At 62.1% G+C, this 24,973-nt stretch carries 30 protein-coding genes and 1 riboswitch; of the genes, 18 read left to right on the top strand and 12 right to left on the bottom strand.

All coding sequences use genetic code 11. The features are described 5' to 3' along the window. The first annotated feature begins 150 nt into the window (after positions 1-150). The 6 genes from hemA to ACMGF5_RS04830 all read left to right on the top strand — a co-directional run bounded on the left by hemA (position 151) and on the right by ACMGF5_RS04830 (position 5,500). Positions 151-1,428, top strand: coding sequence for a glutamyl-tRNA reductase (hemA, locus tag ACMGF5_RS04855; protein WP_414157600.1), 1,278 nt, complete (start codon positions 151-153; stop codon positions 1,426-1,428). After that, positions 1,425-2,507, top strand: a complete 1,083-nt coding sequence (gene prfA, locus ACMGF5_RS04850; RefSeq protein WP_115273862.1) for a peptide chain release factor 1 — start codon at positions 1,425-1,427, stop codon at positions 2,505-2,507. Before hemA ends, prfA begins: the two co-directional genes overlap by 4 nt. Further along, a complete protein-coding gene (gene prmC, locus ACMGF5_RS04845) occupies positions 2,507-3,337 on the top strand; it encodes a peptide chain release factor N(5)-glutamine methyltransferase (RefSeq protein ID WP_115273863.1) in 831 nt (276 codons plus the stop codon). The genes prfA and prmC overlap by 1 nt, the downstream gene beginning before the upstream one ends. Further along, positions 3,331-4,086: a molybdopterin-synthase adenylyltransferase MoeB gene (locus tag ACMGF5_RS04840; RefSeq protein WP_012316260.1), complete on the top strand. Its 756-nt coding sequence runs from the start codon at positions 3,331-3,333 to the stop codon at positions 4,084-4,086. The genes prmC and ACMGF5_RS04840 overlap by 7 nt, the downstream gene beginning before the upstream one ends. Beyond that, positions 4,079-4,876 (top strand): glutamate racemase, encoded by a 798-nt coding sequence (murI, locus tag ACMGF5_RS04835; protein ID WP_119687773.1) that lies wholly within the window; start codon positions 4,079-4,081, stop codon positions 4,874-4,876. The genes ACMGF5_RS04840 and murI overlap by 8 nt, the downstream gene beginning before the upstream one ends. Positions 4,877-4,981: 105 nt before the next feature. Continuing rightward, positions 4,982-5,500: an acyloxyacyl hydrolase gene (locus tag ACMGF5_RS04830; RefSeq protein WP_012316258.1), complete on the top strand. Its 519-nt coding sequence runs from the start codon at positions 4,982-4,984 to the stop codon at positions 5,498-5,500. 60 nt (positions 5,501-5,560) lie between these two features. Here ACMGF5_RS04830 and ACMGF5_RS04825 read toward each other — a convergent pair whose 3' ends face one another. The 5 genes from ACMGF5_RS04825 to ACMGF5_RS04805 all read right to left on the bottom strand — a co-directional run bounded on the left by ACMGF5_RS04825 (position 5,561) and on the right by ACMGF5_RS04805 (position 10,637). After that, on the bottom strand, positions 5,561-6,259 hold the full coding sequence (locus tag ACMGF5_RS04825) for an SDR family oxidoreductase (RefSeq protein WP_115273865.1): 699 nt from the start codon (positions 6,257-6,259) through the stop codon (positions 5,561-5,563). A gap of 17 nt (positions 6,260-6,276) precedes the next feature. Then, positions 6,277-7,698 carry a deoxyribodipyrimidine photo-lyase gene (gene phrB / locus ACMGF5_RS04820; protein ID WP_115273866.1) on the bottom strand — a complete coding sequence of 474 codons (1,422 nt, stop codon included), beginning with the start codon at positions 7,696-7,698 and terminating at the stop codon, positions 6,277-6,279. A gap of 6 nt (positions 7,699-7,704) precedes the next feature. Then, positions 7,705-8,586 (bottom strand): MerR family transcriptional regulator, encoded by an 882-nt coding sequence (locus tag ACMGF5_RS04815; RefSeq protein ID WP_251962460.1) that lies wholly within the window; start codon positions 8,584-8,586, stop codon positions 7,705-7,707. Then, on the bottom strand, positions 8,576-9,544 hold the full coding sequence (locus ACMGF5_RS04810) for a YbgA family protein (protein ID WP_115275490.1): 969 nt from the start codon (positions 9,542-9,544) through the stop codon (positions 8,576-8,578). Before ACMGF5_RS04810 ends, ACMGF5_RS04815 begins: the two co-directional genes overlap by 11 nt. 106 nt (positions 9,545-9,650) lie before the next feature. After that, on the bottom strand, positions 9,651-10,637 hold the full coding sequence (locus ACMGF5_RS04805) for an NAD(P)/FAD-dependent oxidoreductase (RefSeq protein ID WP_115273868.1): 987 nt from the start codon (positions 10,635-10,637) through the stop codon (positions 9,651-9,653). A gap of 186 nt (positions 10,638-10,823) precedes the next feature. Here ACMGF5_RS04805 and ACMGF5_RS04800 point away from each other — a divergent pair, with 186 nt between their 5' ends. Together ACMGF5_RS04800 and hemH are read left to right on the top strand one after the other, a co-directional pair. Continuing rightward, complete coding sequence (locus ACMGF5_RS04800) at positions 10,824-11,729, top strand: TIGR01777 family oxidoreductase (RefSeq protein WP_012316252.1); 906 nt, start codon at positions 10,824-10,826, stop codon at positions 11,727-11,729. Positions 11,730-11,742: 13 nt separating this feature from the next. Then, positions 11,743-12,756 (top strand): ferrochelatase, encoded by a 1,014-nt coding sequence (gene hemH, locus ACMGF5_RS04795; protein WP_046784553.1) that lies wholly within the window; start codon positions 11,743-11,745, stop codon positions 12,754-12,756. Positions 12,757-12,801: 45 nt separating this feature from the next. On the opposite strand, the gene ACMGF5_RS04790 is transcribed toward hemH, so the two are convergent. Together ACMGF5_RS04790 and upp are read right to left on the bottom strand one after the other, a co-directional pair. After that, positions 12,802-14,067, bottom strand: coding sequence for a uracil-xanthine permease family protein (locus ACMGF5_RS04790; RefSeq protein WP_115273869.1), 1,266 nt, complete (start codon positions 14,065-14,067; stop codon positions 12,802-12,804). Positions 14,068-14,069: 2 nt separating this feature from the next. After that, positions 14,070-14,708 (bottom strand): uracil phosphoribosyltransferase, encoded by a 639-nt coding sequence (gene upp, locus ACMGF5_RS04785; protein ID WP_011532223.1) that lies wholly within the window; start codon positions 14,706-14,708, stop codon positions 14,070-14,072. Between the two features lie 160 nt (positions 14,709-14,868). On the opposite strand from upp, the gene ACMGF5_RS04780 reads away from it, so the two are divergent. The 4 genes from ACMGF5_RS04780 to ACMGF5_RS04765 all read left to right on the top strand — a co-directional run bounded on the left by ACMGF5_RS04780 (position 14,869) and on the right by ACMGF5_RS04765 (position 16,785). Further along, positions 14,869-15,426 carry a hypoxanthine-guanine phosphoribosyltransferase gene (locus ACMGF5_RS04780; RefSeq protein WP_012316248.1) on the top strand — a complete coding sequence of 186 codons (558 nt, stop codon included), beginning with the start codon at positions 14,869-14,871 and terminating at the stop codon, positions 15,424-15,426. 2 nt (positions 15,427-15,428) lie between these two features. After that, positions 15,429-15,902: a WbuC family cupin fold metalloprotein gene (locus tag ACMGF5_RS04775; protein ID WP_046784551.1), complete on the top strand. Its 474-nt coding sequence runs from the start codon at positions 15,429-15,431 to the stop codon at positions 15,900-15,902. A gap of 54 nt (positions 15,903-15,956) precedes the next feature. Further along, positions 15,957-16,427 carry a hypothetical protein gene (locus tag ACMGF5_RS04770; protein WP_046784550.1) on the top strand — a complete coding sequence of 157 codons (471 nt, stop codon included), beginning with the start codon at positions 15,957-15,959 and terminating at the stop codon, positions 16,425-16,427. A 67-nt stretch (positions 16,428-16,494) separates the two neighbouring features. Further along, complete coding sequence (locus ACMGF5_RS04765; protein WP_046784549.1) at positions 16,495-16,785, top strand: PA4642 family protein; 291 nt, start codon at positions 16,495-16,497, stop codon at positions 16,783-16,785. A 110-nt stretch (positions 16,786-16,895) separates the two neighbouring features. Here the strand turns inward: ACMGF5_RS04765 and mqo are convergent, their stop codons facing one another. Beyond that, on the bottom strand, positions 16,896-18,401 hold the full coding sequence (gene mqo / locus ACMGF5_RS04760) for a malate dehydrogenase (quinone) (RefSeq protein WP_196914294.1): 1,506 nt from the start codon (positions 18,399-18,401) through the stop codon (positions 16,896-16,898). Positions 18,402-19,005: 604 nt separating this feature from the next. Next, entirely contained in the window at positions 19,006-19,239 is a 234-nt protein-coding gene (locus ACMGF5_RS04755) for a hypothetical protein (protein ID WP_046784547.1), read from the bottom strand. A 204-nt stretch (positions 19,240-19,443) separates the two neighbouring features. On the opposite strand from ACMGF5_RS04755, the gene ACMGF5_RS04750 reads away from it, so the two are divergent. Next, positions 19,444-20,028, top strand: a complete 585-nt coding sequence (locus ACMGF5_RS04750; RefSeq protein ID WP_039603065.1) for a YajG family lipoprotein — start codon at positions 19,444-19,446, stop codon at positions 20,026-20,028. Positions 20,029-20,102: 74 nt separating this feature from the next. Here the strand turns inward: ACMGF5_RS04750 and ACMGF5_RS04745 are convergent, their stop codons facing one another. After that, on the bottom strand, positions 20,103-20,309 hold the full coding sequence (locus tag ACMGF5_RS04745; protein WP_046784546.1) for a hypothetical protein: 207 nt from the start codon (positions 20,307-20,309) through the stop codon (positions 20,103-20,105). Between the two features lie 160 nt (positions 20,310-20,469). Between ACMGF5_RS04745 and ACMGF5_RS04740 the strand changes: the two genes are divergently transcribed. Next, entirely contained in the window at positions 20,470-20,730 is a 261-nt protein-coding gene (locus ACMGF5_RS04740; RefSeq protein ID WP_012316240.1) for a hypothetical protein, read from the top strand. A gap of 31 nt (positions 20,731-20,761) precedes the next feature. Here the strand turns inward: ACMGF5_RS04740 and ACMGF5_RS04735 are convergent, their stop codons facing one another. After that, on the bottom strand, positions 20,762-21,931 hold the full coding sequence (locus ACMGF5_RS04735) for a 1-acyl-sn-glycerol-3-phosphate acyltransferase (RefSeq protein WP_161871248.1): 1,170 nt from the start codon (positions 21,929-21,931) through the stop codon (positions 20,762-20,764). Positions 21,932-22,053: 122 nt separating this feature from the next. Here ACMGF5_RS04735 and ACMGF5_RS04730 point away from each other — a divergent pair, with 122 nt between their 5' ends. From ACMGF5_RS04730 to ACMGF5_RS04715, 4 genes are all read left to right on the top strand, one after another. Next, positions 22,054-22,239, top strand: coding sequence for a CPXCG motif-containing cysteine-rich protein (locus ACMGF5_RS04730; protein ID WP_012316238.1), 186 nt, complete (start codon positions 22,054-22,056; stop codon positions 22,237-22,239). After that, on the top strand, positions 22,239-22,499 hold the full coding sequence (locus ACMGF5_RS04725; protein WP_115273872.1) for a putative signal transducing protein: 261 nt from the start codon (positions 22,239-22,241) through the stop codon (positions 22,497-22,499). The genes ACMGF5_RS04730 and ACMGF5_RS04725 overlap by 1 nt, the downstream gene beginning before the upstream one ends. 15 nt (positions 22,500-22,514) lie before the next feature. Next, positions 22,515-23,135 (top strand): SOS response-associated peptidase, encoded by a 621-nt coding sequence (locus tag ACMGF5_RS04720; RefSeq protein WP_115273873.1) that lies wholly within the window; start codon positions 22,515-22,517, stop codon positions 23,133-23,135. A gap of 97 nt (positions 23,136-23,232) precedes the next feature. Then, positions 23,233-24,048, top strand: coding sequence for a M48 family metallopeptidase (locus tag ACMGF5_RS04715; RefSeq protein ID WP_012316235.1), 816 nt, complete (start codon positions 23,233-23,235; stop codon positions 24,046-24,048). A gap of 100 nt (positions 24,049-24,148) precedes the next feature. Here the strand turns inward: ACMGF5_RS04715 and ACMGF5_RS04710 are convergent, their stop codons facing one another. Next, positions 24,149-24,730 (bottom strand): TMEM165/GDT1 family protein, encoded by a 582-nt coding sequence (locus ACMGF5_RS04710; protein WP_174141606.1) that lies wholly within the window; start codon positions 24,728-24,730, stop codon positions 24,149-24,151. 91 nt (positions 24,731-24,821) lie between these two features. Further along, a riboswitch (yybP-ykoY riboswitch) is annotated at positions 24,822-24,941 on the bottom strand. Positions 24,942-24,973 lie beyond the last annotated feature (32 nt).

The raw sequence follows: 24,973 nt of genomic DNA, 5'->3' as shown, positions 1-24,973 counted from the left end.
TGATGACACAAGCGCGGGGGCAAACCCACACGCGAAGGTCGCGGTTTACAGTGATGCTCTTGGTATATAGGGACAATAGCGAACGGTGGTTGTTCTAAAACCTGCGAAAGAGGACAATTATCGGCTTCTCGTCACAACCAGCGACCTTGCATGGCCTTTCTTGCACTTGGTATCAACCATAAGACTGCCTCGGTAGACGTACGCGAGCGCGTGGCGTTTACCCCAGAGCAGCTGGTCGACGCCCTGCAGCAGCTCTGCCGACTGACCGCCAGCCGTGAAGCGGCGATCCTGTCTACCTGCAACCGCAGCGAGCTCTATATAGAGCAGGATCAGCTGTCCGCCGAGGCGGTCCTGCAGTGGCTGGCCGATTATCACCGCCTGAGCCTGGATGAACTGCGGGCCAGCGCCTATATCCATGCAGAGCATGATGCCGTCAGGCACATGATGCGCGTGGCCTCGGGCCTCGACTCGCTGGTGCTTGGCGAACCGCAGATCCTCGGCCAGATGAAGTCGGCCTATGCCGTGGCGCGCGAGGCTGGCACCGTCGGCCCGCTGCTTGGGCGCCTGTTCCAGGCCACCTTCAGCGCCGCCAAGCAGGTGCGTACCGACACCGCGATCGGCGAGAACCCGGTGTCGGTGGCGTTTGCTGCGGTTAGCCTGGCGCGGCAGATCTTCAGCGACCTGGGCCGCAGCCAGGCGCTGCTGATCGGCGCCGGTGAAACCATCACTCTGGTTGCCCGCCACCTGCATGAGCAGGGCGTGCGCCGTATCGTCGTGGCCAACCGTACACTGGAGCGGGCCAGCCTGCTGGCCGAGCAGTTCGGTGCTCACGCCGTGCTGCTGGCCGATATCCCACAAGAGCTGGCGCACAGCGACATCGTCATCAGCTCCACCGCCAGCCAGTTGCCCATCCTGGGCAAGGGCGCGGTGGAAAGCGCTCTGAAACAGCGCCGGCACAAGCCGATCTTCATGGTCGACATCGCCGTGCCGCGCGACATCGAGCCCGAGGTGGGTGAGCTCGACGACGTGTACCTGTATACCGTCGATGACCTGCACGAAGTGGTCGCGGAAAACCTCAAGAGCCGCCAGGGCGCAGCCCAGGCGGCCGAAGAGCTGGTCTCGGTGGGCGCCGAAGACTTCATGGTGCGCCTGCGCGAACTGGCCGCGGTCGACGTGCTGCGCGCCTATCGCCAGCAAAGCGAGCGCCTGCGCGACGAAGAACTGCAAAAGGCCCAGCGTCTGCTGGCCAACGGTGGCAACCCCGAGGACGTACTGGCGCAACTGGCCCGGGGGCTGACCAACAAACTCCTGCATGCGCCCAGCGTGCAGCTGAAAAAGCTCTCGGCCGAGGGCCGCCTCGATGCGCTGGCCATGGCCCAGGAACTCTTTGCCCTCAACGAGGGCTCGACGGACAAATCCTTGCAATGAAAGCGTCGCTGCTGAACAAACTGGACACGCTCCAGGACCGCTTCGAGGAACTCACCGCCTTGCTCGGTGATGCCGAAGTCATTTCCGACCAGGCGCGCTTCCGCGCCTATTCTCGCGAATACGCTGAAGTGGAGCCGGTGATCGGCGCCTATAAAGAGTGGCGCAAGGTGCAGGACGACCTCGAAGGCGCCCAGGCGCTGCTCAAGGACGCCGACCCCGATATGCGCGAAATGGCCGTGGAGGAAGTGCGCGAAGCCAAGGAGCAGCTGGTGGTGCTGGAGTCGCAGCTGCAACGCATGCTGTTGCCCAAAGACCCCAATGACGGGCGCAACGTGTTCCTCGAAATTCGCGCCGGCACCGGCGGCGACGAGGCGGCCATCTTCTCGGGTGACCTGTTCCGCATGTATTCGCGCTATGCCGAACGGCGTGGCTGGCGCCTCGAGATTCTCTCCGAGAACGAAGGCGAGCACGGCGGCTATAAAGAGATCATCGCCCGCGTCGAAGGCGACAGCGTTTACGGCAAGCTCAAGTTCGAGTCTGGCGCGCACCGTGTGCAGCGGGTGCCTGAAACCGAATCGCAGGGCCGAATCCACACCTCTGCGTGCACCGTCGCGGTACTGCCCGAGCCGGACGAACAGGTGGCAATCGAGATCAACCCGGCTGATTTGCGCGTGGACACCTACCGCGCATCCGGCGCCGGTGGCCAGCACGTCAACAAGACCGACTCGGCCATCCGCATCACGCACTTGCCTACCGGCATCGTGGTGGAGTGCCAGGAGGAGCGCTCGCAGCACAAGAACCGGGCCCGAGCCATGTCCTGGCTGTCGGCCAAGCTCAATGACATGCAGACCAGCGCCGCGCAGAATGCCATCGCCAGCGAGCGTAAACTGCTGGTAGGTTCGGGCGACCGCTCAGAGCGCATCCGTACCTACAATTATCCACAGGGGCGGGTGACCGATCACCGTATCAACCTGACCCTGTATTCCCTCGACGATATCCTTGCCGGGGGCGTTGACGCGGTGATCGAACCGTTGCTGGCCGAATACCAGGCTGATCAGCTGGCGGCATTGGGGGACTGATGACCATCATTGCCAGCCTGCTGCGCAACGCGCAACTGCCGGATTCGCCCACCGCACGCCTGGACGCCGAACTGCTGCTGGCGGCAGCCATCGGCAAGTCGCGCAGCTACCTGCACACATGGCCTGAACGCATCGTCAGCAGCGAGGATGCGCAGACCTACGCGGGCTACCTGCATCGGCGCCGCGGCGGTGAGCCGGTTGCCTACATTCTGGGCCAACAGGGCTTCTGGAAACTCGACCTGGAAGTGGCACCCCACACGTTGATCCCACGCCCTGATACCGAGCTTCTGGTCGAGACGGCGCTTGAGTTGCAGCCTGCAACGCCCGCCAAGGTGCTCGACCTGGGCACCGGAACCGGCGCGATAGCGCTGGCCTTGGCCAGCGAATGCCCGGCCTGGCAGGTCACGGCGCTGGACCGGGTCGAAGAAGCGGTAGCGCTGGCTGAGCGTAATCGTCAGCGCTTGGGCCTGGGCAACGTGAAGGTGCTCGCCAGCCACTGGTTCAGTGCCTTGGACGGGGAGCGTTTCGACCTGATCCTCAGCAACCCGCCGTACATCGCCGCCGAAGACCCGCACCTGGCTGCCGGTGATGTGCGCTTCGAACCCAGCAGTGCACTGGTGGCCGGGGCCGATGGCCTGGACGACCTGCGGCTGATCGTTGGCCATGCGCCGGCGCATCTGCTGCCCGGTGGCTGGCTGCTGCTCGAACACGGCTACGACCAGGCACCTGCCGTGCGCGCGCTGCTGAGCGGGCAAGGCTTCATCGAGGTGGCCAGCCGCAAGGACCTGGGCGGTCATGAACGTATTTCCCTGGGGCGCTTGCCATGCTGACCGATCAGGAATTGTTGCGTTACAGCCGGCAGATTTTGTTGGCACAGGTGGACATCGAAGGCCAGTTGCGCCTCAAGCAGAGCAAGGCGCTGATCATCGGGCTGGGTGGTCTGGGCTCACCGGTGGCGCTTTACCTGGCAGCAGCGGGTGTAGGTGAGCTGCACCTGGCTGATTTCGATACCGTCGACCTGACCAACCTGCAGCGTCAGGTCATCCATGACAGTGGCAGCGTTGGCATGAGCAAGGTGGACTCGGCGCTGCAGCGGCTTGAGGCCATCAATCCTGAAATTACCTTGGTCGCCCATCGTCAGGCGCTGGATGAAGACTCCCTGGCCGCTGCAGTGGCGGCCGTCGACCTGGTGCTGGACTGTTCCGACAACTTTGGTACCCGGGAGGCGGTCAACGCAGCTTGCTTCGCCCATGGCAAGCCGCTGGTCAGTGGTGCAGCCATCCGCCTCGAAGGGCAGCTGTCGGTGTTCGACCCTCGGCGCGATTACAGCCCTTGCTACCATTGCCTGTACGGCCATGGCAGCGAAGACGAGCTGACCTGCAGCGAAGCCGGAGTGATCGGCCCGCTGGTTGGGTTGGTCGGCAGCCTGCAGGCGCTGGAAGCCATGAAACTGCTGGCTTGTTTTGGTGAGCCGCTGGTGGGCCGCTTGCTGCTGATCGACGCACTGGGCACGCGCCTGCGGGAACTGCGGGTCAAGCGTGACCCGGCTTGTGCGGTATGTGGCAAACGCGATGGCTGAGCGCTCGGCACCGGTCGGCGTGATGGACTCCGGGGTCGGCGGTTTGTCGGTCCTGGCTGAGATCCAGCGCTTGCTGCCCAGCGAGTCGCTGCTCTATGTGGCCGATTGCGGGCATGTGCCGTATGGCGAGAAAACCCCCGACTACATCCGCCAGCGCTGCCGGCGCATTGCCGAGTTTTTCCAGGCGCAGGGTGCCAAGGCGATGGTGCTGGCCTGTAACACCGCTACCGTGGCAGCAGTTGCCGACCTGCGTGAGCTGTATCCGGACTGGCCGCTGGTAGGCATGGAGCCGGCGGTGAAGCCTGCTGCTGCTGCCACCCGTTCCGGCGTGGTCGGTGTTCTGGCCACTACCGGCACCTTGCAGAGCGCCAAGTTCGCCGCCTTGCTCGACCGCTTCGCCAACGATGTGCGCGTGGTCACCCAGCCTTGCCCTGGGCTGGTCGAGCTGATCGAGACGGGTGACCTTGGCAGCCTGCAATTGCGCCAGCTGTTGCTTGGTTACTTGCAGCCCTTGCTTGCGGCAGGTTGCGATACGCTGATTCTCGGGTGTACCCATTACCCGTTCCTGCGCCCGTTGCTGGCCGGGATGGTGCCCGCCGACGTCGCTATCATCGATACCGGTGCGGCGGTGGCGCGCCAACTGCAACGGTTACTGGCCGCGCGCGAACTACTGGCCGAGGGGCCGGCACGCGAAGCTGCATTCTGGACCAGTGCCGATCCGCGATCTTTGGAAAACATCCTCCCTGTGCTGTGGAACAAGTCGGGCAGTGTGCAAAGTTTTCAGTTGTAAAAAAAACGTGAAAAACAGCTGAACTATCGTCCCACTCCTGATTTCTATTTTTTGCCTGCCATGAGGCGAACACTTACAACAGCATTGGAAAGAAGGATGTTTCTCATGAGGAAACTGCTCGGCTTGGCGGCGGCTGCCGCCGTCACTTTGGGACAGATCGCGGTAGTGCAAGCTGCCGATGTTTCGTTATCGGTAGGGCAGACGGGTGACTCCACCCAGGTTTACCGCCTGGGCCTTCAGTCCAACTGGGATGCCAGCTGGTGGCAGACGAGCGTCGGTCGGCTGACCGGTTATTGGGATGGGGCTTACACCTATTGGGACGGCGACGAGACGGCGAGCAACCACAGCCTGTCTTTCGCACCGGTATTCGTCTATGAGTTCGCTGGTGAGTCAGTGAAGCCCTACATCGAGGCGGGCATCGGCGTGGCTGCATTTGCCAGCACTGAGCTTGAAAGCAACGAATTGGGTTCGTCGTTCCAGTTCGAAGACCGAATCGGTTTCGGGCTGCGCTTTGCAGGTGGCCATGAGATTGGCGTGCGGGCAATCCACTATTCCAACGCCGGCATCAAGCAGCCCAACGATGGGGTCGAGAGCTACAGCCTGCATTACCGCATGGCACTCTGAGTTTGCCATTGCCACCCATTTCGCGGGGCCGCGAAGTGGGTGGCAATGCTTCCTCATCACTTAGCGTGACAATGGCCACAAGCTACTCAGGTTCGTGACCTCCAGCACAAGCTCCGGCTCGCGCAGTGGCAAGCGTTGCAGCAGCTCCTGCGCGGCGCTCTGCGGTGTCCAGTCTTCAGGAAATGCCATAGCTGAGGTGACCGGTGTCTTCAACGAATGTGGCGCCACCACCGTCAGGTCAATGCCCTGATTTTTCAGCGACTGGCGCGCCTCGCGAAACCACTGCGGTGTGTTGTTCCAGCCTGCTGTGACGCGCGTGGGCGCATACAACTGCAAGGCCGAATAACGGTTGAAGATTGCCATTACCTGCGGCTTTTCGCCTTTCAACAGCAACGGTACAGCCTGGCCCAGGCAGTGCTCGGCCGCCAGCTGGTTACTGCTTACGATCGTCTCGAACACGTCTGTGGCCGATACCGCATCCGGCAGATAATCGGTGGCCCCTGCATTGATGATCAGGCTGTCCAGCGCGCCCCAGGCATGACAAAGCTCAAGGCAGGCGCTGGCCGCCTGGTCTTCGTCATGCAACTGCCATGGCAGGCGCAACAGGCGGCTACCGTGCTGTGCTGCCAAGGTATCGAGCGCCTGGCAATCCTTCCCGCTTGTCGCTACCCGGTGCCCTAGCCCGAGCAATTGCTCCACCAAGGCCAAACCCAGACCACTACCTGCTCCCGTAACCCAGAAAATTCGCGGATGATTCAATACGCGGACCCCTCACCCTACCTGCGCGATAACCCCTTGAAGGCCTCCAGTGCACGCTGGCGGCTACTACTGAGGTCAACTATAGGACGATGGTACGAATTTTCGGCGAAAAGATCCTTGTTTTGCGTAGGCAGATGGATACTTTTTTCATCCAGCCCGCGTAACTCGGGTACCCAGTGGCGAATGAAGTGCCCCTGTGGGTCGAAGCGTTGCGACTGCGAAACAGGGTTGAAAATACGGAAGTAGGGCACCGCGTCTGTGCCTGTGGAGGCGCTCCACTGCCAGCCGCCATTGTTAGCGGCCAGATCACCGTCGATCAGGTGGCGCATGAAGTGCCGTTCGCCCAGGCGCCAGTCGATCAGCAGGTTCTTGCTGAGGAACATGGCGACGATCATGCGCAGGCGATTGTGCATCCATCCGGTGTGCAGCAACTGGCGCATGGCCGCGTCAATGATCGGGAACCCGGTGCGTCCCTGTTCCCAGGCCTCAAGGTCGGCAGGGGCGTCGCGCCAAGGCAGCGATTCGGTGTGTGTGCGGAATGCTCGGTGGCGTGACACCTGTGGATAACCGGTCAGGATATGCTTGTAGAACTCGCGCCAGAGCAATTCGTTGATCCAGGTCTGGGTGCCGGTACTACCGCTGTCGAACTCGCCGCGGTTGCTCGCCAGTGCGGCGTGCAGGCACTGGCGGGGCGAGACTACTCCGGCCGCCAGGTAGGCCGACAGTTGGCTGGTGCCAGGTTTTGCCGGCAGGTCGCGCAGGTGATGGTAGTCCTCGATGGTTTCGTCCACGAAGCGTGCCAGTCGGGCTTGCGCCTCGTCCTCGCCCGCAGGCCAGTATTCGCTCAGGGTGCGCGATGGTTTGTCGAAGCCATCGATGTGCTGGGGAATGGGGTCGCTGGCGATACCCACGGGGGCCTGGCGCTTTACCCGAGGTGCTTGTGACGGCAAGCTTCGGTGCAGGTGCTCCAGGCAGACTTTCTTGAACTGACTGAAGACCTGGAAGTAATCACCACTGCGTGTCAGCACGGTGCCGGGGCGGAACAACAGCTGATCGAGGTAGCTGTGAGCCTGAACGCCGGAGGCTTCCAGTAACGCGCGGGTCGCCTGGTCGCGGCTGTTTTCGTTGATGCCGTACTCATCGTTCCAGTGCACCGCTTCGATGTTGTGCTGGCGGCACACGTCGAGCAGCGTTTGGGCCGCCTGCTCCCAGGTGTCGATCCTGCGGACCAGCAACGGAATATTGAGGCCCTCCAGTGACTGGCGCAGGTCGCGCAGGTTACGCAGCCAGAAGTCGACCTTGCAGGCAGCGTCGTCATGCGCCTGCCACTGGCCTGGGCTGGCAAGCCACAAGGCCACGGTAGGGCCACGTTCACAGGCGGCGCTCAGGGCGGTGTTGTCGTTGACGCGCAGGTCGCTGCGCAGCCAGATCAGTTGCATGGGTATCTACTCTACAGGCGGGCGGTCATTGCCTTGCAGCGTGCGCAATGCCGCCTGCGGGGTATCGAACAGGAAAAGCTCGGGCACACCGAAGGCGTGCAGTTGAGCTTGGTGGAGGGAAATCGTGGCGCCGCCCAGCAGCTTGGTGCCTGCTATCCCCTGCAGGGTACGCAGCAGGGCCCGGCCATCGATGCGCGGGCCCAGGTGCAGCAGCAGGGCGCGAGGTTGCAGGGCGGTGACGGCACGTTGCAACTCCACTCCGCTCACGGGGTTTTCAAGCACTTCGACAGGGATGCCGCTGCTGCTCAGCAGCCAGGCATACAGCCAAAGGCTGGGGTCGAAGGCGTGATCACTGTCTTCGGCCAGCAACACGGCCGGGCCGTGCAGTGATTGATTGTCGTGATAGACCCGTGCGCCCAGCTTGCTGCGCAGCCAAGTGTGGAAGAACACCTGTTCGAGCCTGGCATTGAAGTAATTGCACCAACGTTGCCCCAGGCTATCGAGCAATGGCAGCAGCAATTTCTCGCACAGGGTGATGGCCGGATACAGCGCCATGGCTTGATTGAGTTGCTGGTCGAGGCTGCGCTGGGACAGGTTGGCGATGGCCTCTATCAACTGTTGCTGGCGGGTTTGCCAGTCGCCTTGGGGAGCGACGCCGGGTGGCTTGTCGAGCAGCTCGCGCACCTGGCCGACCGATGCGCCGCGTTCCAGCCAAGCCAGGATCGCTTCGACGCGTTCGACCTGGTCGCGGCCATACAAGCGGTGGCCTTTGGCTGTACGTTGCGGCTTCAGCAGCCCGTAGCGCCGCTCCCAGGCACGCAGGGTTACCGGATTCACACCGGTGCGGCGTGCCAGTTCACCGATGGGCATGGGCGCTTCAGACTGCATTGCGTAGCCCCAGGCTGTCGGGGTGCGGCTGTAAGTAGGTCTGTTGCTGCAGGTAGGGGTCAGGGTGCTTGCGCAAATGGTGTTTGAGCAAGGTCAGCGGAACTACCAGCGGTACGACCCCTTGCTGGTATTGGTCGATGATGTGTTGCAGCTCGGCCTTGTCCTGCTGCGTCAGCGCGTCCTTGAAGTAGCCACTGAGGTGCTGCAGTACGTTGCCATGGGTGCCGCGGCTGGCGCAGCGACGCAGCGCCTGCATCAACTGGCTGAAATAGCGGGGCCCGATCACCTGAGGGTCATCGTCCCGGCTCATGCTGCCAAGCAGGCGCCCAAGCTGTCGGTAAGCCTGCGGGTTGTTGGCCATGAGCAGGTACTTGTAGCGTGAATGGAAGCGCACCAGTGCGCCACGGCTCAGACCCTCGGCCAGCAGGCGCTGCCAGTCCGCGTAGGCGTAGACGCGGCTGATGAAGTTCTCGCGCAATACCGGGTCGTGCAGGCGCCCCTCTTCCTCGACCGGCAGGTCCGGGCGACGGGCACAGAAAGCCGCTGCGTAGGCACCTCTGCCACCCTGTACTGCCGGGTGACCGTTATCCTGGTAGACCTTGACCCGCTCCAGCCCGCAGGACGGCGACTTCTGCATGAAAATGTAGCCACAGATATCGTCAAGCTCGGCGGCCATCTGTTCGCCGTAACTGGCGAGCGGGCCGGTGACGTCCATGCCAGGGTTGCGTGTCCCGACCACGGCCGGGTGTTCGGGGTCACCGACCAGCCGGATCGGGTCGCGGGGCACCCCAAGGCCGATGGCGACTTCGGGGCAGACCGGTAGCCAGTCGAAGTGTTCTTCCAGCTGGGTGCGGCACAGATCGGACGACTTGTGCCCGCCGTTGTAGCGCACACTGTGGCCTGTCAGGCATGAGCTGATGGCAATGCGGGGCTTACTGTGGGCGGATGGATCGTGCATGGCTGTCTCCGAAAACTTGTACATTGATTCGCGCGTGTACAAGGTTATTCCAGCACAGCCACAAACTTATGCAAACTAGTATTTTTGTATAGTTTTGCAGTTTTGTTTAGTCGAGATGCTCCAGCAGGCGTCGTGCCGCCTCCTGACCGCTGAGCCAGGCGCCTTCCACGCGGCCCGACAGGCACCAGTCGCCACAGGCATAGAGCCCTTGGTCGGCATCGGCCAGCGCGCCCCATTCGTGACTGCCGGCCGGCCGTGCATACAACCAGCGATGTGCCACGGAGAAGGACGCTGCAGGCACCACGCAGCCGACCAATTCGGCGAACTCTCCCCACAGCTGCTCGATCACTTCTTCCTTGGCCAGGTCGATATGCTGCTTGCTCCACGTGGAAGTGGCATGCAGTACCCAGGTATCGAGCTGCTCATCGCGGCCTGGCTTGCTGCGGTTGCGTGCCAACCAGTCGAGCGGGTTGTCCTGCACGAAGCAGCCCTGCATCGGTGTGTCCAGCGGTGTCTGAAAGGCCAGGGCAACGGCCCATGTAGGCTCCATCACCACGCCCGCTGCCACGGCGGCAAGTTTTGGGGTGGCCGCCAGTAGCGGCGTGGCCTGGGGCGCGGGGACGGCGATCACAACGCGGCTGAATGGGCCATGGCTGCAGCCTTCGGTATCCTGAAGGTGCCAGTACTGCTTGCCGCGAAACACTTCGGCAATGCGGCAGCCGAAGTTCACCGTGACGTCCTTGAGCATGCCGCGGGTGATCGCACTCATGCGCGGCACGCCGACCCAGCGCGTCTGCTCGTCGGGCGAGGGCGTCAGTTCGCCGTCACGGTAGTTGTACAACTGCGGCTTCCACTGTTCGGCCCAGCCGGCGGCTACCCATTGCTGCACCTGTTCGACGAAGCGACGGTCGCGCGCAGTGAAGTATTGGGCACCCAGATCGAGCGCACCGGCCTCGCTGCGTTTGCTGGCCATGCGCCCGCCACTGCCGTGGCCTTTGTCGAACAGGTGAACGGACTGCCCGGCCTTTTGCAGGGCCTGGGCAGCGGAAAGGCCGGCGATACCGGCACCGATGATGGCAATAGGTACTGTCATGATGGCCTCTTCGAACCGTGCTGTAAGCAGACTACGCTGTCAGGCAAACCTGTACAATACTTAAAATTTGTATAAGGTTATTCCGCTTCATAGGGCAGGTTGGCCTATGTTTATCTGAGAGCGTTGGGTTAAAAAAGTGCCTTGTTGTAAAAATAGACCATCGCCGCACTCTGTGAGGACACAGCCATGCATATATTGCTGACAGGCGGCACTGGCTTGATCGGCCAGCATCTTTGCCCGTTCTGGCTCGCTCAGGGGCATCGCCTGACCGTGTGGAGCCGGCGCCCTGATCAAGTTGCGCGCCTATGTGGCAGCGGGGTTCGCGGGATTGCCCAGCTGGAGGAACTGGCCGCAGACGAGCCGGTGGACGCAGTGATCAACCTGGCTGGCGCGCCGATTGCCGACCGGCCCTGGACCGCAGCCCGGCGCAATGTGCTGTGGGCCAGCCGTATCAGCCTTACTGAGCAATTGCTGGGCTGGCTCGGTACCCGCGAGCAACGTCCCGAAGTGCTTATTTCGGGATCTGCGGTGGGCTGGTATGGCGATGGCGGTGAGCGTGAATTGACCGAGGCATCGCCGCCGGTGCGCGAGGATTTCGCCAGCCAACTGTGCATTGCCTGGGAGGAAACCGCGCAACGTGCGCAGGCCCTTGGGCTGCGCGTAGTGTTGGTGCGCACGGGGTTGGTGCTGGCCAGCGATGGCGGTTTCCTGTCGCGCCTTCGCCTGCCGTTCAAGCTTGGGCTGGGCGGCCCGTTGGGCAATGGGCGGCAGTGGATGCCTTGGGTGCATATAGACGACCAGGTCGCCCTGATAGATTTTCTCTTGCGGCACAAGGACGCCAGCGGTCCTTATAATGCCTGCGCGCCAGAGCCTGTGCGTAACCGCGAATTCGCCCGGCGCCTGGGCCGGGCGCTGCACCGGCCGGCGCTGCTGCCGGTGCCTGGCCTGCTGCTGAAGGCGGGCCTCGGAGAGCTGTCGACGTTGTTGCTTGGTGGGCAGCGGGCACGCCCTGTGCGTTTGCTGGCCGCGGGCTTCACGTTCCGTTACAACGATCTGCAATCGGCCCTGGACAACCTGTCCAGGCGCCTCTGACATAGGACGCTGCATGACCGATCACGCTCTGTTGCTGGTCAACCTGGGTTCTCCGGCTTCCACCTCGGTAGCCGATGTACGCCGCTACCTCAACCAGTTCCTGATGGACCCTTACGTGGTCGACCTGCCATGGCCGGTGCGGCGCTTGCTGGTGTCGCTGATCCTGATCAAGCGCCCAGAACAGTCTGCCCATGCCTATGCCTCGATCTGGTGGGACGAAGGCTCACCCTTGGTGGTGTTGACGCGTCGCCTGCAGGCCGCGATGGTCGAGCACTGGCCCCATGGTCCGGTGGAAATCGCCATGCGCTATGGCGAGCCAGCACTGGCGCAGGTGCTTGAGCGCCTCGCCGCTCAAGGTGTGCGCAAGGTGACACTGGCGCCGCTTTATCCACAATTCGCTGACAGCACGGTGACTACGGTAGTGGCACTGGCCAACCAGACTGTCGCCGAACGCGCCTTGCCTTTGCAGTTGCGTGTGCTGCAACCGTTCTACGACCACCCTGAATACATCGATGCCCTGGTGGCCAGTGCACGGCCCTATCTTGAGCAGGACTACGACCACCTGTTGTTGAGCTTCCATGGCTTGCCGGAGCGGCACCTGAAGAAGCTCATGCCTGGTAGCAAGCATGATTTGCGGGCAGCGGACTGCTGCAAGGACGCCAGTGCCGAAGTGCGGGCGGTGTGCTACCGGGGGCAGTGCCTGGCGTCGGCCAAGGCGTTCGCCACCAGGATGGGCATCCCGGACGGCAAGTGGTCTGTCTCGTTCCAGTCGCGGTTAGGCCGAGACAAGTGGATCGAACCCTATACCGAGACGCGTCTGGATGAACTGGCCAAGGCCGGGGCGAAGAAGCTGCTGGTGATGTGCCCGGCATTCGTGGCCGATTGCATCGAGACGCTGGAGGAAATTGGCGATCGCGGCAAGGAGCAGTTCATCGAGGCAGGGGGCGAAGAGTTGGTGCTGGTGCCGTGCCTGAATGATCACCCGGAGTGGGTGAGGGTGCTGGCGCGGATGTGTGAAAAGGCTTGAATTGAAGGGGCCGCTTTGCGGCCCTTTCGCGACGCAAGGCCGCTCCTACAGGTCCAGCTTCTCTTTTTTCCAGCCATCGTTGCCCGGCAGGATCAGGTTCAGGGCAATGGCCACGATAGCGCACAGGGCGATGCCCTTCAGGCCCCAATCATCAGGGCCGTCGCCGCTGCCGATCAGCACGCCGCCGATACCGAACACCAGGGTCACCGACACGATCACCAGGTTGCGAGCTTCGCCCAGGTCGATCTTGTGGCGGATCATGGTGTTCATGCCCACCGCCGCGATCGAACCGAACAGCAGGCAGAGGATGCCGCCCATCACCGGCACCGGGATGCTCTGCAGCAACGCACCGAACTTGCCGATGAAGGCCAGGGTGATGGCAAAGACCGCCGCCCAGGTCATGATCTTCGGGTTGTAGTTCTTGGTCAGCATCACGGCGCCGGTCACTTCGGCATACGTGGTATTGGGCGGGCCGCCGAACAGGCCGGCTGCCGTGGTGGCCAGGCCGTCACCCAGCAGGGTGCGGTGCAGGCCAGGCTTCTTTAGGTAGTCGCGGCCGGTCACGCTGCCGACTGCGATCACCCCGCCGATATGTTCGATCGCCGGGGCCAGGGCGACCGGTACGATGAACAGGATGGCCTGCCAGTTGAACGCTGGTGCGGTGAAATTAGGGATCTCAAGCCAAGGCGCGGCGGCAATCTTGGCGGTATCGACCACGCCAAAGGCGAACGCCAGGGCAAACCCTACCAGCACCCCGGAAATGATCGGCACCAGGCGGAAGATGCCTTTGCCAAATACCGCGACGATCAGGGTGGTGAGCAACGCCGGCATGGAAATCAGCATGGCGGTCTTGTACGGCATCAGTACCGCGCCGTCACCGCCCTTGCCCATGGCCATGTTGGCCGCGATCGGTGCCATGGCCAGGCCGATGGAGATGATCACCGGGCCGATCACCACGGGTGGCAGCATGCGGTCGATGAAGCCGGTGCCTTTGATCTTCACCATCAGGCCCATGAAGGTGTACACGAAGCCTGCGGCCATCACGCCGCCCATGGTCTCGGCCAGGCCGAACTGGCCTTTGGCGAGGATGATCGGAGTAATGAAGGCAAAGCTCGAGGCCAGGAATACCGGGACCTGACGGCCGGTGACCAGCTGGAACAGCAGGGTGCCGATACCCGCGGTGAACAGCGCGACGTTAGGGTCCAGGCCGGTGATCAGCGGCATCAGCACCAGCGCGCCAAATGCCACGAAGAGCATCTGCGCGCCCGAAACGACCTGGCGCCATAGCGGGTCGTTGAAGCCGTCCTGCATGGTCAGGCGTCCTTCTGCTTGGTGCCGAAGATCTTGTCACCGGCGTCGCCCAGGCCCGGAACGATATAGCCGTGTTCGTTGAGGCGCTGGTCGATCGAGGCGGTGTAGATCTGGACGTCCGGGTGGGCTTTCTCCACCACTTCGATGCCTTCAGGCGCTGCAACCAGCACCATGGCGCGGATTTCCTTGCAGCCTGCCTTCTTCAGCAGGTCGATGGTGGCGACCATCGAGCCGCCGGTGGCAAGCATCGGGTCGATGATCAGCGCCAGGCGCTGGTTGATGTCCGGGGCGAGCTTTTCCAGGTAGGTGTGTGCTTCGAGGGTCTCCTCGTTGCGTGCGACACCCACGGCACTGACCTTCGCGCCCGGGATCAGGCTGAGCACGCCGTCAAGCATGCCGATGCCGGCGCGCAGGATCGGTACCACGGTGATCTTCTTGCCAGCGATTTTTTCAACTTGCACCTTGCCACACCAGCCATCGATCTCGTAGGTTTCCAGTGGCAGGTCCTGGGTGGCTTCGTAGGTCAGTAGCGCGCCGACTTCCTGGGCGAGTTCGCGAAAGTTCTTGGTGCTGATGTCGGCACGGCGCATGAGGCCGAGCTTGTGGCGGATCAGCGGGTGGCGGATCTCACGAGTGGGCATAGGGGGGCTCCGAAAGGCGGGCAAAAAAACCGCGCTAGATTAATCTATTCAGCCTTTGCTGTCGTGCAGTCCTTTTGCACGTTAGTCCATAAATGCTTGATCTGTGACGAGCGGATGCGTACCTTTGCCCGCTTTTCCAAAATCCCCCCTGGAGAGCGCAATGTCCGCTGATCTCGAGCACATCCGTCAAGTCATGCGCGAGGCAGACTGCCTTTACAACGAAGCCGAAGTCGAAGCGGCCATTGCCAAGGTTGGCGAGCAGATCTGCAAGGACCTGCACGACAAGAACCCGGTGGTGTTCTGTGTGATGAACGGCGGCCTGATCTTCGCTGGCAAGCTGCTGACCCACCTGCAGTTCCCGCTGGAGGCCTCGTACCTGCATGCCACGCGCTACCGCAACCAGACAAGTGGCGGTGAGCTGTTCTGGAAGGCCAAGCCTGAAGTGTCGTTCATCGACCGCGACGTGCTGATCGTCGACGATATCCTCGACGAGGGTCACACCCTCAGCGCCATCATCGAGTTCTGCAAACATGCCGGCGCCCGCTCGGTGCATACTGCGGTGCTGATCGACAAAGACCATGACCGCAAGGCCAGCCCGGACCTCAAGGCCAGCTACGTCGGCCTGCCTTGCATCGATCGCTATATCTTTGGTTACGGCATGGACTATAAGGGTTACTGGCGTAACGCGAACGGCATCTTCGCCGTCAAGGGACTTTGATCATGAGCCAGCCTGCTTTCATCGACCAAGCGTTGTTTGCCGGGCTGGCGCAGAAAGCCGCCGACGCACCGCGTGGTCGCTACCATCACAATTTCCATGAGATGCAAGACCCCTGTCACCGTTTGGCAGTGGGCTTGCAGCCGTCCACCTATATTGCGCCTCACCGGCACCTGAGCGAGGACAAGGCCGAGACTTTGTTGGCGCTCAAAGGCCGCTTGGGGCTGCTCATGTTCGATGAGCAGGGCGCAGTGATCGACAAGCGCGTCCTTGAAGCCGGTGGCGAGTGCCTTGGCGTGGACCTGCGCCCCGGCCTCTTCCATTCCCTGGTGGTGCTCGAGGCAGACAGCATTCTGTTCGAATGCAAAGCCGGCCCGTACCGGCAGTTGGCCGACGGCGAGCATGCCCCTTGGGCGCCGCGTGAAGGCGAAGAGGGTGTTGCCCGGTATCATGCCTGGATGCTCGCGCAGTTCGATTGACAGCCCACCGTTGTGCAGCATGCTAGAGTGCTCCTTCATGCCAAGGAGCCTTACATGCGAGCGATCGTTCCCCTGTTGCTGGCAGTCAGCCTGCCTCTTGCCGCCGCACCGCTGCACAGCCAGTTTCTCCCGCCCGATGACCAGGCCCTGCGCCAGGAAGCGCCGACAGGCCAGCAACTGTTGCAGGTAACCGACTACTCGGTAGTGGTTGGGGCGCAGCGCCCATCTGATCAACAGCCAATTCCGATCACCGCCTCCTTGCAGATGCGCCTCAAAGGCAAGCCGTTGAGTAAAGGTGCGACGATCAGCCAGGTGTTGCTCACCTTCGATGGCGAGGCGGGCAAGAGCCTGAAAAAGCCTGTGTATGACGACAAGACCCGCACGTTGAGCCTGAACTACCCGGTCAGCGACTACCGCGTGATCATGGACCTGCTGCGCAACGAGACGCTGTATGTGCAGTTTCTGACCTACTCCAACGGCCATGTCTGGGCCGACTTGCACACAGGTACCGTACGTACGCGTTGAGGCGTGCCGCGTGTGGGGGGTAAACTGCCGGCCTTCGAAATTCGTGATGGTCCAGTTGGAGCCGGCAATGCGCAAAGACAAGAAGCAGGTGATTGGTGACGAAATCAGCGACGACTACATCAAGTCGTTTCTCCAGTTTGAGCCTGCAGATGGTGTGACTTCGCCTTCTCAGCACAAGCTGATCAAGGCTTACCGCGGCCTGCGTGTCGACGATTTCGAGCGCTTCGTAGGGTTCTTCGTCGAAGCCGGGCTGGACCTGGACGGCAAAGACGAACAGGGCAAGACCTTCGTCGAAGTGATCGCCGACCAGCGCAATGCGGCTGAATACATCGAGATCATCGATAAAGCCCGGGCCTGATAGATCCCCGCCAGAAAAAACGCCCTAGGGGCATTGCCAGTCAGTTAGCGTTATCAGGGCCGCAAAGCGGCCCTGGATCGCCTACCTGACTGGCATTACCCCGAGGGGCGTTAGGCGTAGTGCTTGGCCGGGCTGTTCTCTACCAGGTCCAGCGCCTCATCGTTGTCGGCACTGATCTTGTGGTACAGGGCTGCATCGGTGGCCAGGGTCTTCTCGCGAGCCGGGAAGATTTCCTTGAGCTTGGCAGCCCAGGCGCCCTTGGCCTGCTCGGGGAAGCAGCGCTCGATCAGTTCAAGCATGATCGACACGGTCACCGAAGCACCAGGGGATGCGCCGAGCAGTGCCGCGATACTGCCGTCCTGTGCCGACACCAACTCAGTACCGAACTGCAGGATGCCGCCTTTTTTCGGGTCCTTCTTGATGATCTGCACGCGCTGGCCAGCCACTTCCAGGCGCCAGTCTTCAGCCTTGGCCTGCGGATAGAAGCGGCGCAGCGATTCGAGGCGCTGTTCCATCGACTGCATCACTTCGCTGACCAGGTACTTGGTCAGGTCCATGTTGTCGCGGGCCACGGCCAGCATCGGGCCGATGTTGCCCATGCGCACCGACAGTGGCAGGTCCATCAGCGAGCCGTGCTTGAGGAACTTGGTGGTAAAGCCTGCGTACGGGCCGAACAGCAGCGATGTCTTGCCGTCCACCACGCGGGTGTCCAGGTGCGGCACCGACATCGGCGGCGCGCCAACGGCGGCCTGGCTGTAGACCTTGGCCTGGTGCTGCTTGACGATTTCCGGGTTGTCGCAACGCAGCCACTGGCCGCTAACCGGGAAGCCGCCGAAGCCTTTGCTCTCCGGGATGCCGGACAGTTGCAGCAGCGGCAGTGCCGCGCCGCCGGCGCCGAGGAACACGAAGCGGGCGTCCACTTCACGGCTGCCGCCGCTGTTGACGTCCTTGATGCTGACGGTCCAGCCAGCGCCGTTACGGCGCAGGCCGACGACCTTCTTGCTGTACTTGACCTGCGCATTCTGCGAGTCGCCCAGCAGCTTGAGCAGCTTGTTGGTCAGTGCGCCGAAGTTGACGTCGGTACCTTTGGTCACGCGGGTGGCGGCGATGTGCTGGTCGGCCGGGCGGCCGGGCATCATCAGCGGCATCCATTCATTCATCACCGCCTTGTCTTCGGTGTATTCCATCTCGGCGAAGGCATGGTGCTGCTTGAGCAGCTCGAAACGCTTCTTGAGGAAGGAAACACCCTTGTCACCTTCGACGTAGCTCAGGTGCGGGACAGGGTTGATGAAGGCACGGGCCGGGCCGAAATTGCCTTTTTTGCTCAGGTAAGCCCAGAACTGGCGCGAGACCTCGAACTGGGCATTGATGTGCACGGCCTTCTTGATGTCGATGCTGCCATCGGCGGCCTGGGGCGTGTAGTTCAGCTCGCACAGGCCGGCATGGCCGGTGCCTGCGTTGTTCCAGGGGTTGGAGCTTTCCGCGGCCCCGGAGTCCATCGCCTCGACGACCTCAAGCTTCAGGGTCGGGTCGAGCTCCTTGAGCAGTACGGCCAGGGTGGCACTCATGATGCCCGCGCCTACCAGTACTACATCAACCGATTCGTTCTGCGCCATTTAACGCGTCTCCACAATCTACAGCTACCTAATTGACAGCATAGGACCCCAGGTGTGCCAGGATCGCCATGTCCGACTCTTCGCAGTTCTTGCAACTTCCGCGGACACCGCCAAATCAGTCTTCGGGTTCGTCTATTGAACGCCGTTTGCCACAGGTGCGGCAATTCGACTTATGGTCAAGGTGTCGTGCGTGCGTTATGGAGCGGTTTCAGACACCCATGTGAAATGAGCGTATCAGCCGCCTGTTCAGGGCTGTTCGGGACACATCTGTCGCTATTGCACATGCCAGACTGTTCATTTGCTCGCCACACTCTCGTGAAGTTGTGAAAACCGTTTTTTTCACGCTCTTTTGGAGACGTGAACCTCAAAAGGGGACTGCGCGATGGCAACCCGCAGGTTCATGCAGTGCGAAGGGCCGGAAAAGCAGGCACGACAGCCGATGCAAGACCTGAGTGGAAGGCTCTCTGTGGGCGAAGCGTTGAAGGTGCCGGGGTCAAACGGCAAATGCGGGGCCCGATCAGGAGACGTCCTTATAATCGGGGGGAGATTATAACGATGTCGCGGGCAGAAAGGTCGTTATTCGTGCTTTTTATTGCAGCGTTTGTCAGGCGGGCAGGGTGCGCCGCTGCCAATGGCCGCTTGCATGGGCGCAAACCCGGGCGTTGGCGGGCAGCGGGCGGCCCAGCCAGGCAAGCTGGATTTCTTTGACCTGCACCCAGCCGTTGCTGCCTGGTGGCTGGCTGCATTGCTTGAATCCCAGGCAGTTGCCGTCGCCATCGAGGCGTGCATAGGTATTGTGGCGCGGGCGTTGGAAGAGCAGGGTCCAGAGCGAGGCCATGGTGTCGAGTCCTGTGTGTTAGGGCTTGCAGCGAAGATAACAGCAGGACCATGAACCGCGTGTGACAGAAGGGCCTGGCTTCAACCGGCAAGCCTCAAGAAGACGCCTGCGCCCCGTGCGGTCTGCTTTTACTTGTAGCTTGCCGCTTGTAGCGTGCCGCTAGGTATACTGTGGGCCTTTGCCGCTTTTTCTGGAGAAACACGCATGTTGCAACGTCTGTTGTTCGGTTTGCTTGCCGTGGCCAGCCTGAGCCTGGTCGGTTGTGCCCACAGCCCGCAACAACTCAGCCCGCAACCCAAGCTCAACGCCCAGCTCGCCCCGGTCGGCCACGGCCAGCCGGTGGTGGTCAAGGTGGTGGACGGCCGGGCTTCGCAGTCCCTGGGCACTCGTGGTGGCATGTACCCCGAGACCAGCACCATCAGCGTCAATGGCAATGACATCGTGCCCAAGCTGCAGGCTCAGGCCGAGGCGGCCGTACGCCTGTTGGGCTTCACCCCTTCGGCCAACGCCTCCAACGCGCCGCAACTGACCGTGACCCTGGCCGAATTGAAGTACCAGTCGCCCAAGGAAAACCTGTACGTGACCGAGGCCACCATCGGCGCCACCTTCCGTGCTGATGTGTCGAACGCCAACCGCCGTTACAGCGGCCGTTACGGCGCCTCGTTGGACCAGCGCTTCGGCATGGCGCCCAACCAGGAAACCAACACCAAGCTGGTGGGGGATGTGTTGAGCGATGCGTTGACCCGCCTGTTCAAAGACCCGACCATCGGCCAGGTGCTGGGCGAATAAGCTTTTCGCTGTACCGAGATCAAACCCGCTGCCTGCGTGCCAGGCAGCGGGTTTTTTTTGGTTTTTCGAAGGCCTCAGGCCGCTTGGATATGAAAATCCAGCACGCTCACGCCCGTCAGCAGGTCCACCTCTGGCAAATGCTCATGCGCATGCCCGCCCAGGGCGCAATACACCAGCCACTGGCGGTCCTGGACATTGATGGCAAAACCATCGATCAACGCCTGCTGTTCATCGCTCTGGGCAATGAGATAGAGGCGGTCCTGGTTTTCGGCGTGCAGCATGTACTCGCTCCGGTTCGGGAAAAGGCCGACAGGGTGGCCTGCCTTGATGACGAGCGTGTGACAGATGAAATTTAGTGACACTTTGTCGCCAAGTCCGGGCGCCAGGGCCGGTCTTCGGTAGAATGCCGGCCTTCGCTGACGTTCTGACCGAGGTTGCGTGATGTCCTTGCAAGTGCTTTGGGGGGTTCTGGCCGCCCATCCGACCAAGCTGATCAATCTGCTGGCATTGTTGATGACCTGCCCGGGCGGGTTGCTGCTGCACAGTGCACGGCGTCGCCAGGCCATCACCCGCGAAAGCCTGGCAGTGGATGACGGGCTGGTGGATGCATTCGACCAGCGGGTGCCGCGCTATTACTACATTCTGGGCTTTTCCTGCCTGGCGATGGCCTTGCTGCTGTCCTGGTTCAGTACCTGGATCTGAACCATGCGGGGCCGCCAAGCGGCCCCTGTGGTCAGGCAACCGGCGCCTGTTGCCTGACCTGATACTGGTTGCGCACCGGCGTGGCGTATTGCAACACCAGGTATGGCCGCTGCTCCTGCGGGCAGGCGTCCAGGCGGCGTTGCCATTCTTCCTTGGCTTTTGCCAGCTCCTCGGCCGGGAACAGCTTCTCGGCGCTCGGCACCTGTAGTGCCTCATCCTTTTCGCCCCACATTGCGTAGGCCAGGTAGTGCACCGGGAACAGTCGGTAGCCACCCAGAATCTGCCGGTCGATCTCCTGCGCCAGCTGCTTGGTGTCCTCGTAGAACGCGGTTACCGGCGGGGCGAAGTTGATGTGTACCCGGCCCTTGTAGCCGGTGATGCCTTTGGCGATGCTGTTGTCGTCTTCACCTGGCGCCTTCTGATAGGTGCCGGTAGTCGCACGGATATACAGTTCGCGCGCCTTGGCCTGGTCGCAGGGGTCGTACTCGTAGCTGATCGACACCGGAGTAAGGTTAAGGCCCTGGATCACCGCACCGAAAGGCTCATCCTTGCGGCTCATGTGGAACATCTTGAGGATGGCCGAGTCGGTGCGGTCATCGCCATCTTTGGCACGGCCTTCGGCCTGGGCGATCCAGATCGAAGCGCCGTCGTTGCGGATCGAATGGTTGATGTAGGCCGAGAGCAGTTGGTAGGCCGCGAGCTTTTCGCGCCGGCCAGTGAGCGAGCGGTGGACGATGAAGCTCTTGTTCAGGCGCATCATGTCGCTGACGAACGGCTTTTGCAGCAGGTTGTCGCCAATGGCGATGCGTGGCGTCGGCAGGCCTGCGTGGTACACCGCGTAGTTGACGAAGGCCGGGTCCATGACGATGTCACGGTGGTTGGCCAGGAACAGATAGGCGGTACCGGATTTGAGTTGCTCGACGCCTGTGTACGTGACCCCGTCGGTAGCGCGCTCGATGGTGTGGTCGACGTAGTATTCGACCTTGTCCTGCAATGTGGACACGCAGGTAACCCCGGCGAACTCCTTGCGCAGGCGGCGGGCGATCAGCGGCTTGAGCAACCAGCCGAGTGCCCCGGCTGCGCGCGGGAAGCGGAAGTGGGTGAGGATATCGAGGAATGCCGGGTCGCTGAGCAGGCGTGCCAGCACGGCAGGGACCTCAGCATCGTCGTACGGTCGGATGGCATCGAATTCGCCCATCATGCTCTCTTGTTGGAAACGGCTAGGGTAATAAAGTAGGGGTGGGGCCCGAAAAACGGCTCGGACACACGCAGGCCCTGTAAACAGACCGGCAATTATACGCATAAGTCACTGCGGAGGCCGCGATGCTGGAAACCGACTTCTACGATTGCCCTTATTGCGGCGAGCGCGTGGAAACCACCGTGGACATCTCTGGTGGCGACCAGATGTATACCGAAGACTGCCAGGTATGTTGTCAGCCGGTGGTGTTCATCCTGCAGGTGCACGGCGACGAATGGATGCTCGAAGTCAGACGCGAGGACGATGCCTGATGCGGCGGATCTACGAACCGGAAACCTTGCTGGAGGCAGAAATGCTCGCTGGCATGCTGGCCAGCGAGGGTATCGAGGTGCACCTGATCGGCCGTGACCTGATGGGCGGTGTTGGCGAGTTGCCGATGCAAGGCTTGCTCGGGCTCGCCGTGGCCGATGAGCAGGCAGGTTACGCACGGCAGCTGATCGATGCGTACAATGGCGCCCAGCCGCTTGTCGGCGACGAACCGGAGAGCTATCCCGGTACCTTGATCTGCTAGGTTCTGAAATCGCCCATGTGTGGACGCTATGCCCTGTTTCGCTGGCCCCAGGTGCTGGCAAGCCTGCCAGGCTTTCCTGCCGGTCAGCCGGCGCAATGGAATATCTCGCCCGGCGCTTCGGTGCTGATCCAGCGCCAGGTCGACGGCCAGATGCAGTTGGCCAAGGCGCGCTGGGGCCTGACCCCGGCCTGGCTCACTGACCTCTCACGCACCCCCGCGCATGCCCGGGCCGAAACCCTGGCCGAGCAACCGATGTTCCGCGAAGCGTTACGTCTGCGGCGCTGCCTGATGCCAGCCAACGGTTTTTACGAATGGCGTGGCACGGTGCGCAAACGGCCGTACTGGTTGACGCCGGGGGAGGGTTCGTCGTTGTATTTCGCGGCCATATGGGAAGCCTACCCGGTCCAGGACCAGGTGTGGCTGAGCTGTGCGGTGGTGACCCAGGCGGCGATGAACCAACGCCGGCCGTTGATTCTCGATGAGGCGGGGCAGGCCGCATGGCTGGCCCCTGACACACCGCTGCCGCGTCTGCATGAGCTGCTCGCCAGCCCACCGGCCACGCTACGTGAGCGGGCGCTGGCGAATTTCGTCAATGACCCGAAGCTGGATGCGCCCGAGTGCCTGACGCCGGCCTGATGAGGCCGGTACTGGCGAAGAAAATCTTCCCTGCGGCTCTGGTAGCCCATGGGCGACTCGGCCTAGGATATCCCGCATGTAAAAAGGGAGTGTTTTCATGCGTAAGTCTTTTGTCGTCAGCCTCTTGAGCGCTGGCATCCTGCTGGCTGGCTGCCAGGCGGTCAATACCACCAGCGGCGGTGCTGTCGGCGTCGAGCGCAAGCAGTACATGTTCAGCATGCTCTCGACCGATGAGGTCAACCAGATGTACGCCCAGTCGTATCAGCAGACCCTTGGCGAGGCGTCGAACAAGGGCGTGCTGGACAAGTCCAGCGCCGATGCCAGGCGCGTGCAGGTGATTGCCGACCGGCTGATCGCCCAAGCGCCGAAATTCCGCCCGGATGCCGCCCAGTGGCAGTGGGAGGTCAATGTGATCAAGAGCGATGAGCTCAACGCCAACTGCGGCCCTGGCGGCAAGATCATCGTCTACACCGGCCTGATCGACCAGCTCAAGCTTACCGATGCCGAGATTGCGGCAGTGGTGGGGCATGAGATCGCCCACGCGCTGCGTGAACACAGTCGCGAAGCGATGTCCAAGGCTTACGGTGTGGAAATGGCCCGCCAGGGCGCAGGTGCGCTGTTTGGCCTTGGCCAGAACAGCATTGCGCTGGCAGACCAGGTGGTGAACTACGCCATGACCTTGCCCAACAGCCGCGCCAACGAGAACGAAGCCGACCTGATCGGCCTGGAACTGTCGGCGCGTGCCGGCTACGACCCGAATGCCGCGATCACCTTGTGGAACAAGATGAGCAAGGCGTCCGAGGGCGCGCCACCTGAGTTCATGAGCACTCACCCGGCCTCTGACAGCCGGATCGCCTCGTTGCAGGCGGCGATTCCCAAGGTCATGCCGCTGTATCAGGCCGCCAAGAAGTAAGAGCAGCTACAAGCTACAAGCTACAAGCTACAAGCTACAAGCTACAAGCTACAAGCAAGAGCAGTACGCGTACATCTGCTCTTTCTTGCAGCTTGCAGCTTTACCCCACCCACCCACTGGTTTTCATTGCCGAGTAGACGGCGACGATCGCCAGCACGATGAAGGCCGTCGCGGCCAGGCGACGAATCAGCGTAAGCGGCAGTTTTTCTGCGGCGAAATTGCCCGCCAGGACTACCGGTACGTTCGCAATCAGCATGCCTAACGTGGTACCGATGATGACCATGATCAGGTGCGGGTACTGGGCTGCCAGCATCACCGTGGCAACCTGGGTCTTGTCACCGATCTCGGCCAGGAAGAACGCGATCAGCGTAGTAAGGAACGGGCCGAAGCGCCGCGCAGGGTTTTCATCATCATCCATCTTGTCTGGCACCAGGGTCCACAGGGCCGTGGCGGTAAAGCTCGCCGCGAGAATCCAGTGCAGCGTCGACTCGCTGAAGAACCCGCTGACCCAGGCGCCTACGGCACCTGCGGCGGCATGGTTGGCCAAGGTGGCGGCGATGATGCCGGCGATGATCGGCCAGGGCTTGCGGAAGCGGGCAGCCAGAATGAGTGCGAGCAGTTGCGTCTTGTCGCCGATTTCGGCCAGGGCGACGATCGCGGTAGGTACGAGGAGAGATTCCAGCATCAGGATTCCTGTGGGGGCGGGTCGACACGGCTATGACACGTACAGCCTCCCCGCCCCGGGTAAGGTGTGCGTGTCATAGGTCTTGTCAAACCCTGGATCCGTCTGCGCAGATCGTGGGTCGCACGCGCCATGGCCTGTGGGCCAAGTGTGTTGACGCGTGCCGGGCAAGCAGGTTGCTTGCGGGAGACTACTCCCCTAGGACGGTGCGGATTCTGCCTAGCCCAAACGCTTTGGGCAAGC

Source organism: Pseudomonas sp. BNK-15 (assembly GCF_047456105.1).
GTDB classification, from domain to species: Bacteria; Pseudomonadota; Gammaproteobacteria; order Pseudomonadales; family Pseudomonadaceae; genus Aquipseudomonas; species Aquipseudomonas putida_E.
Note: the sequence above shows the minus strand (reverse complement) of the source record. Positions and strands in the feature narration are given on the sequence as shown.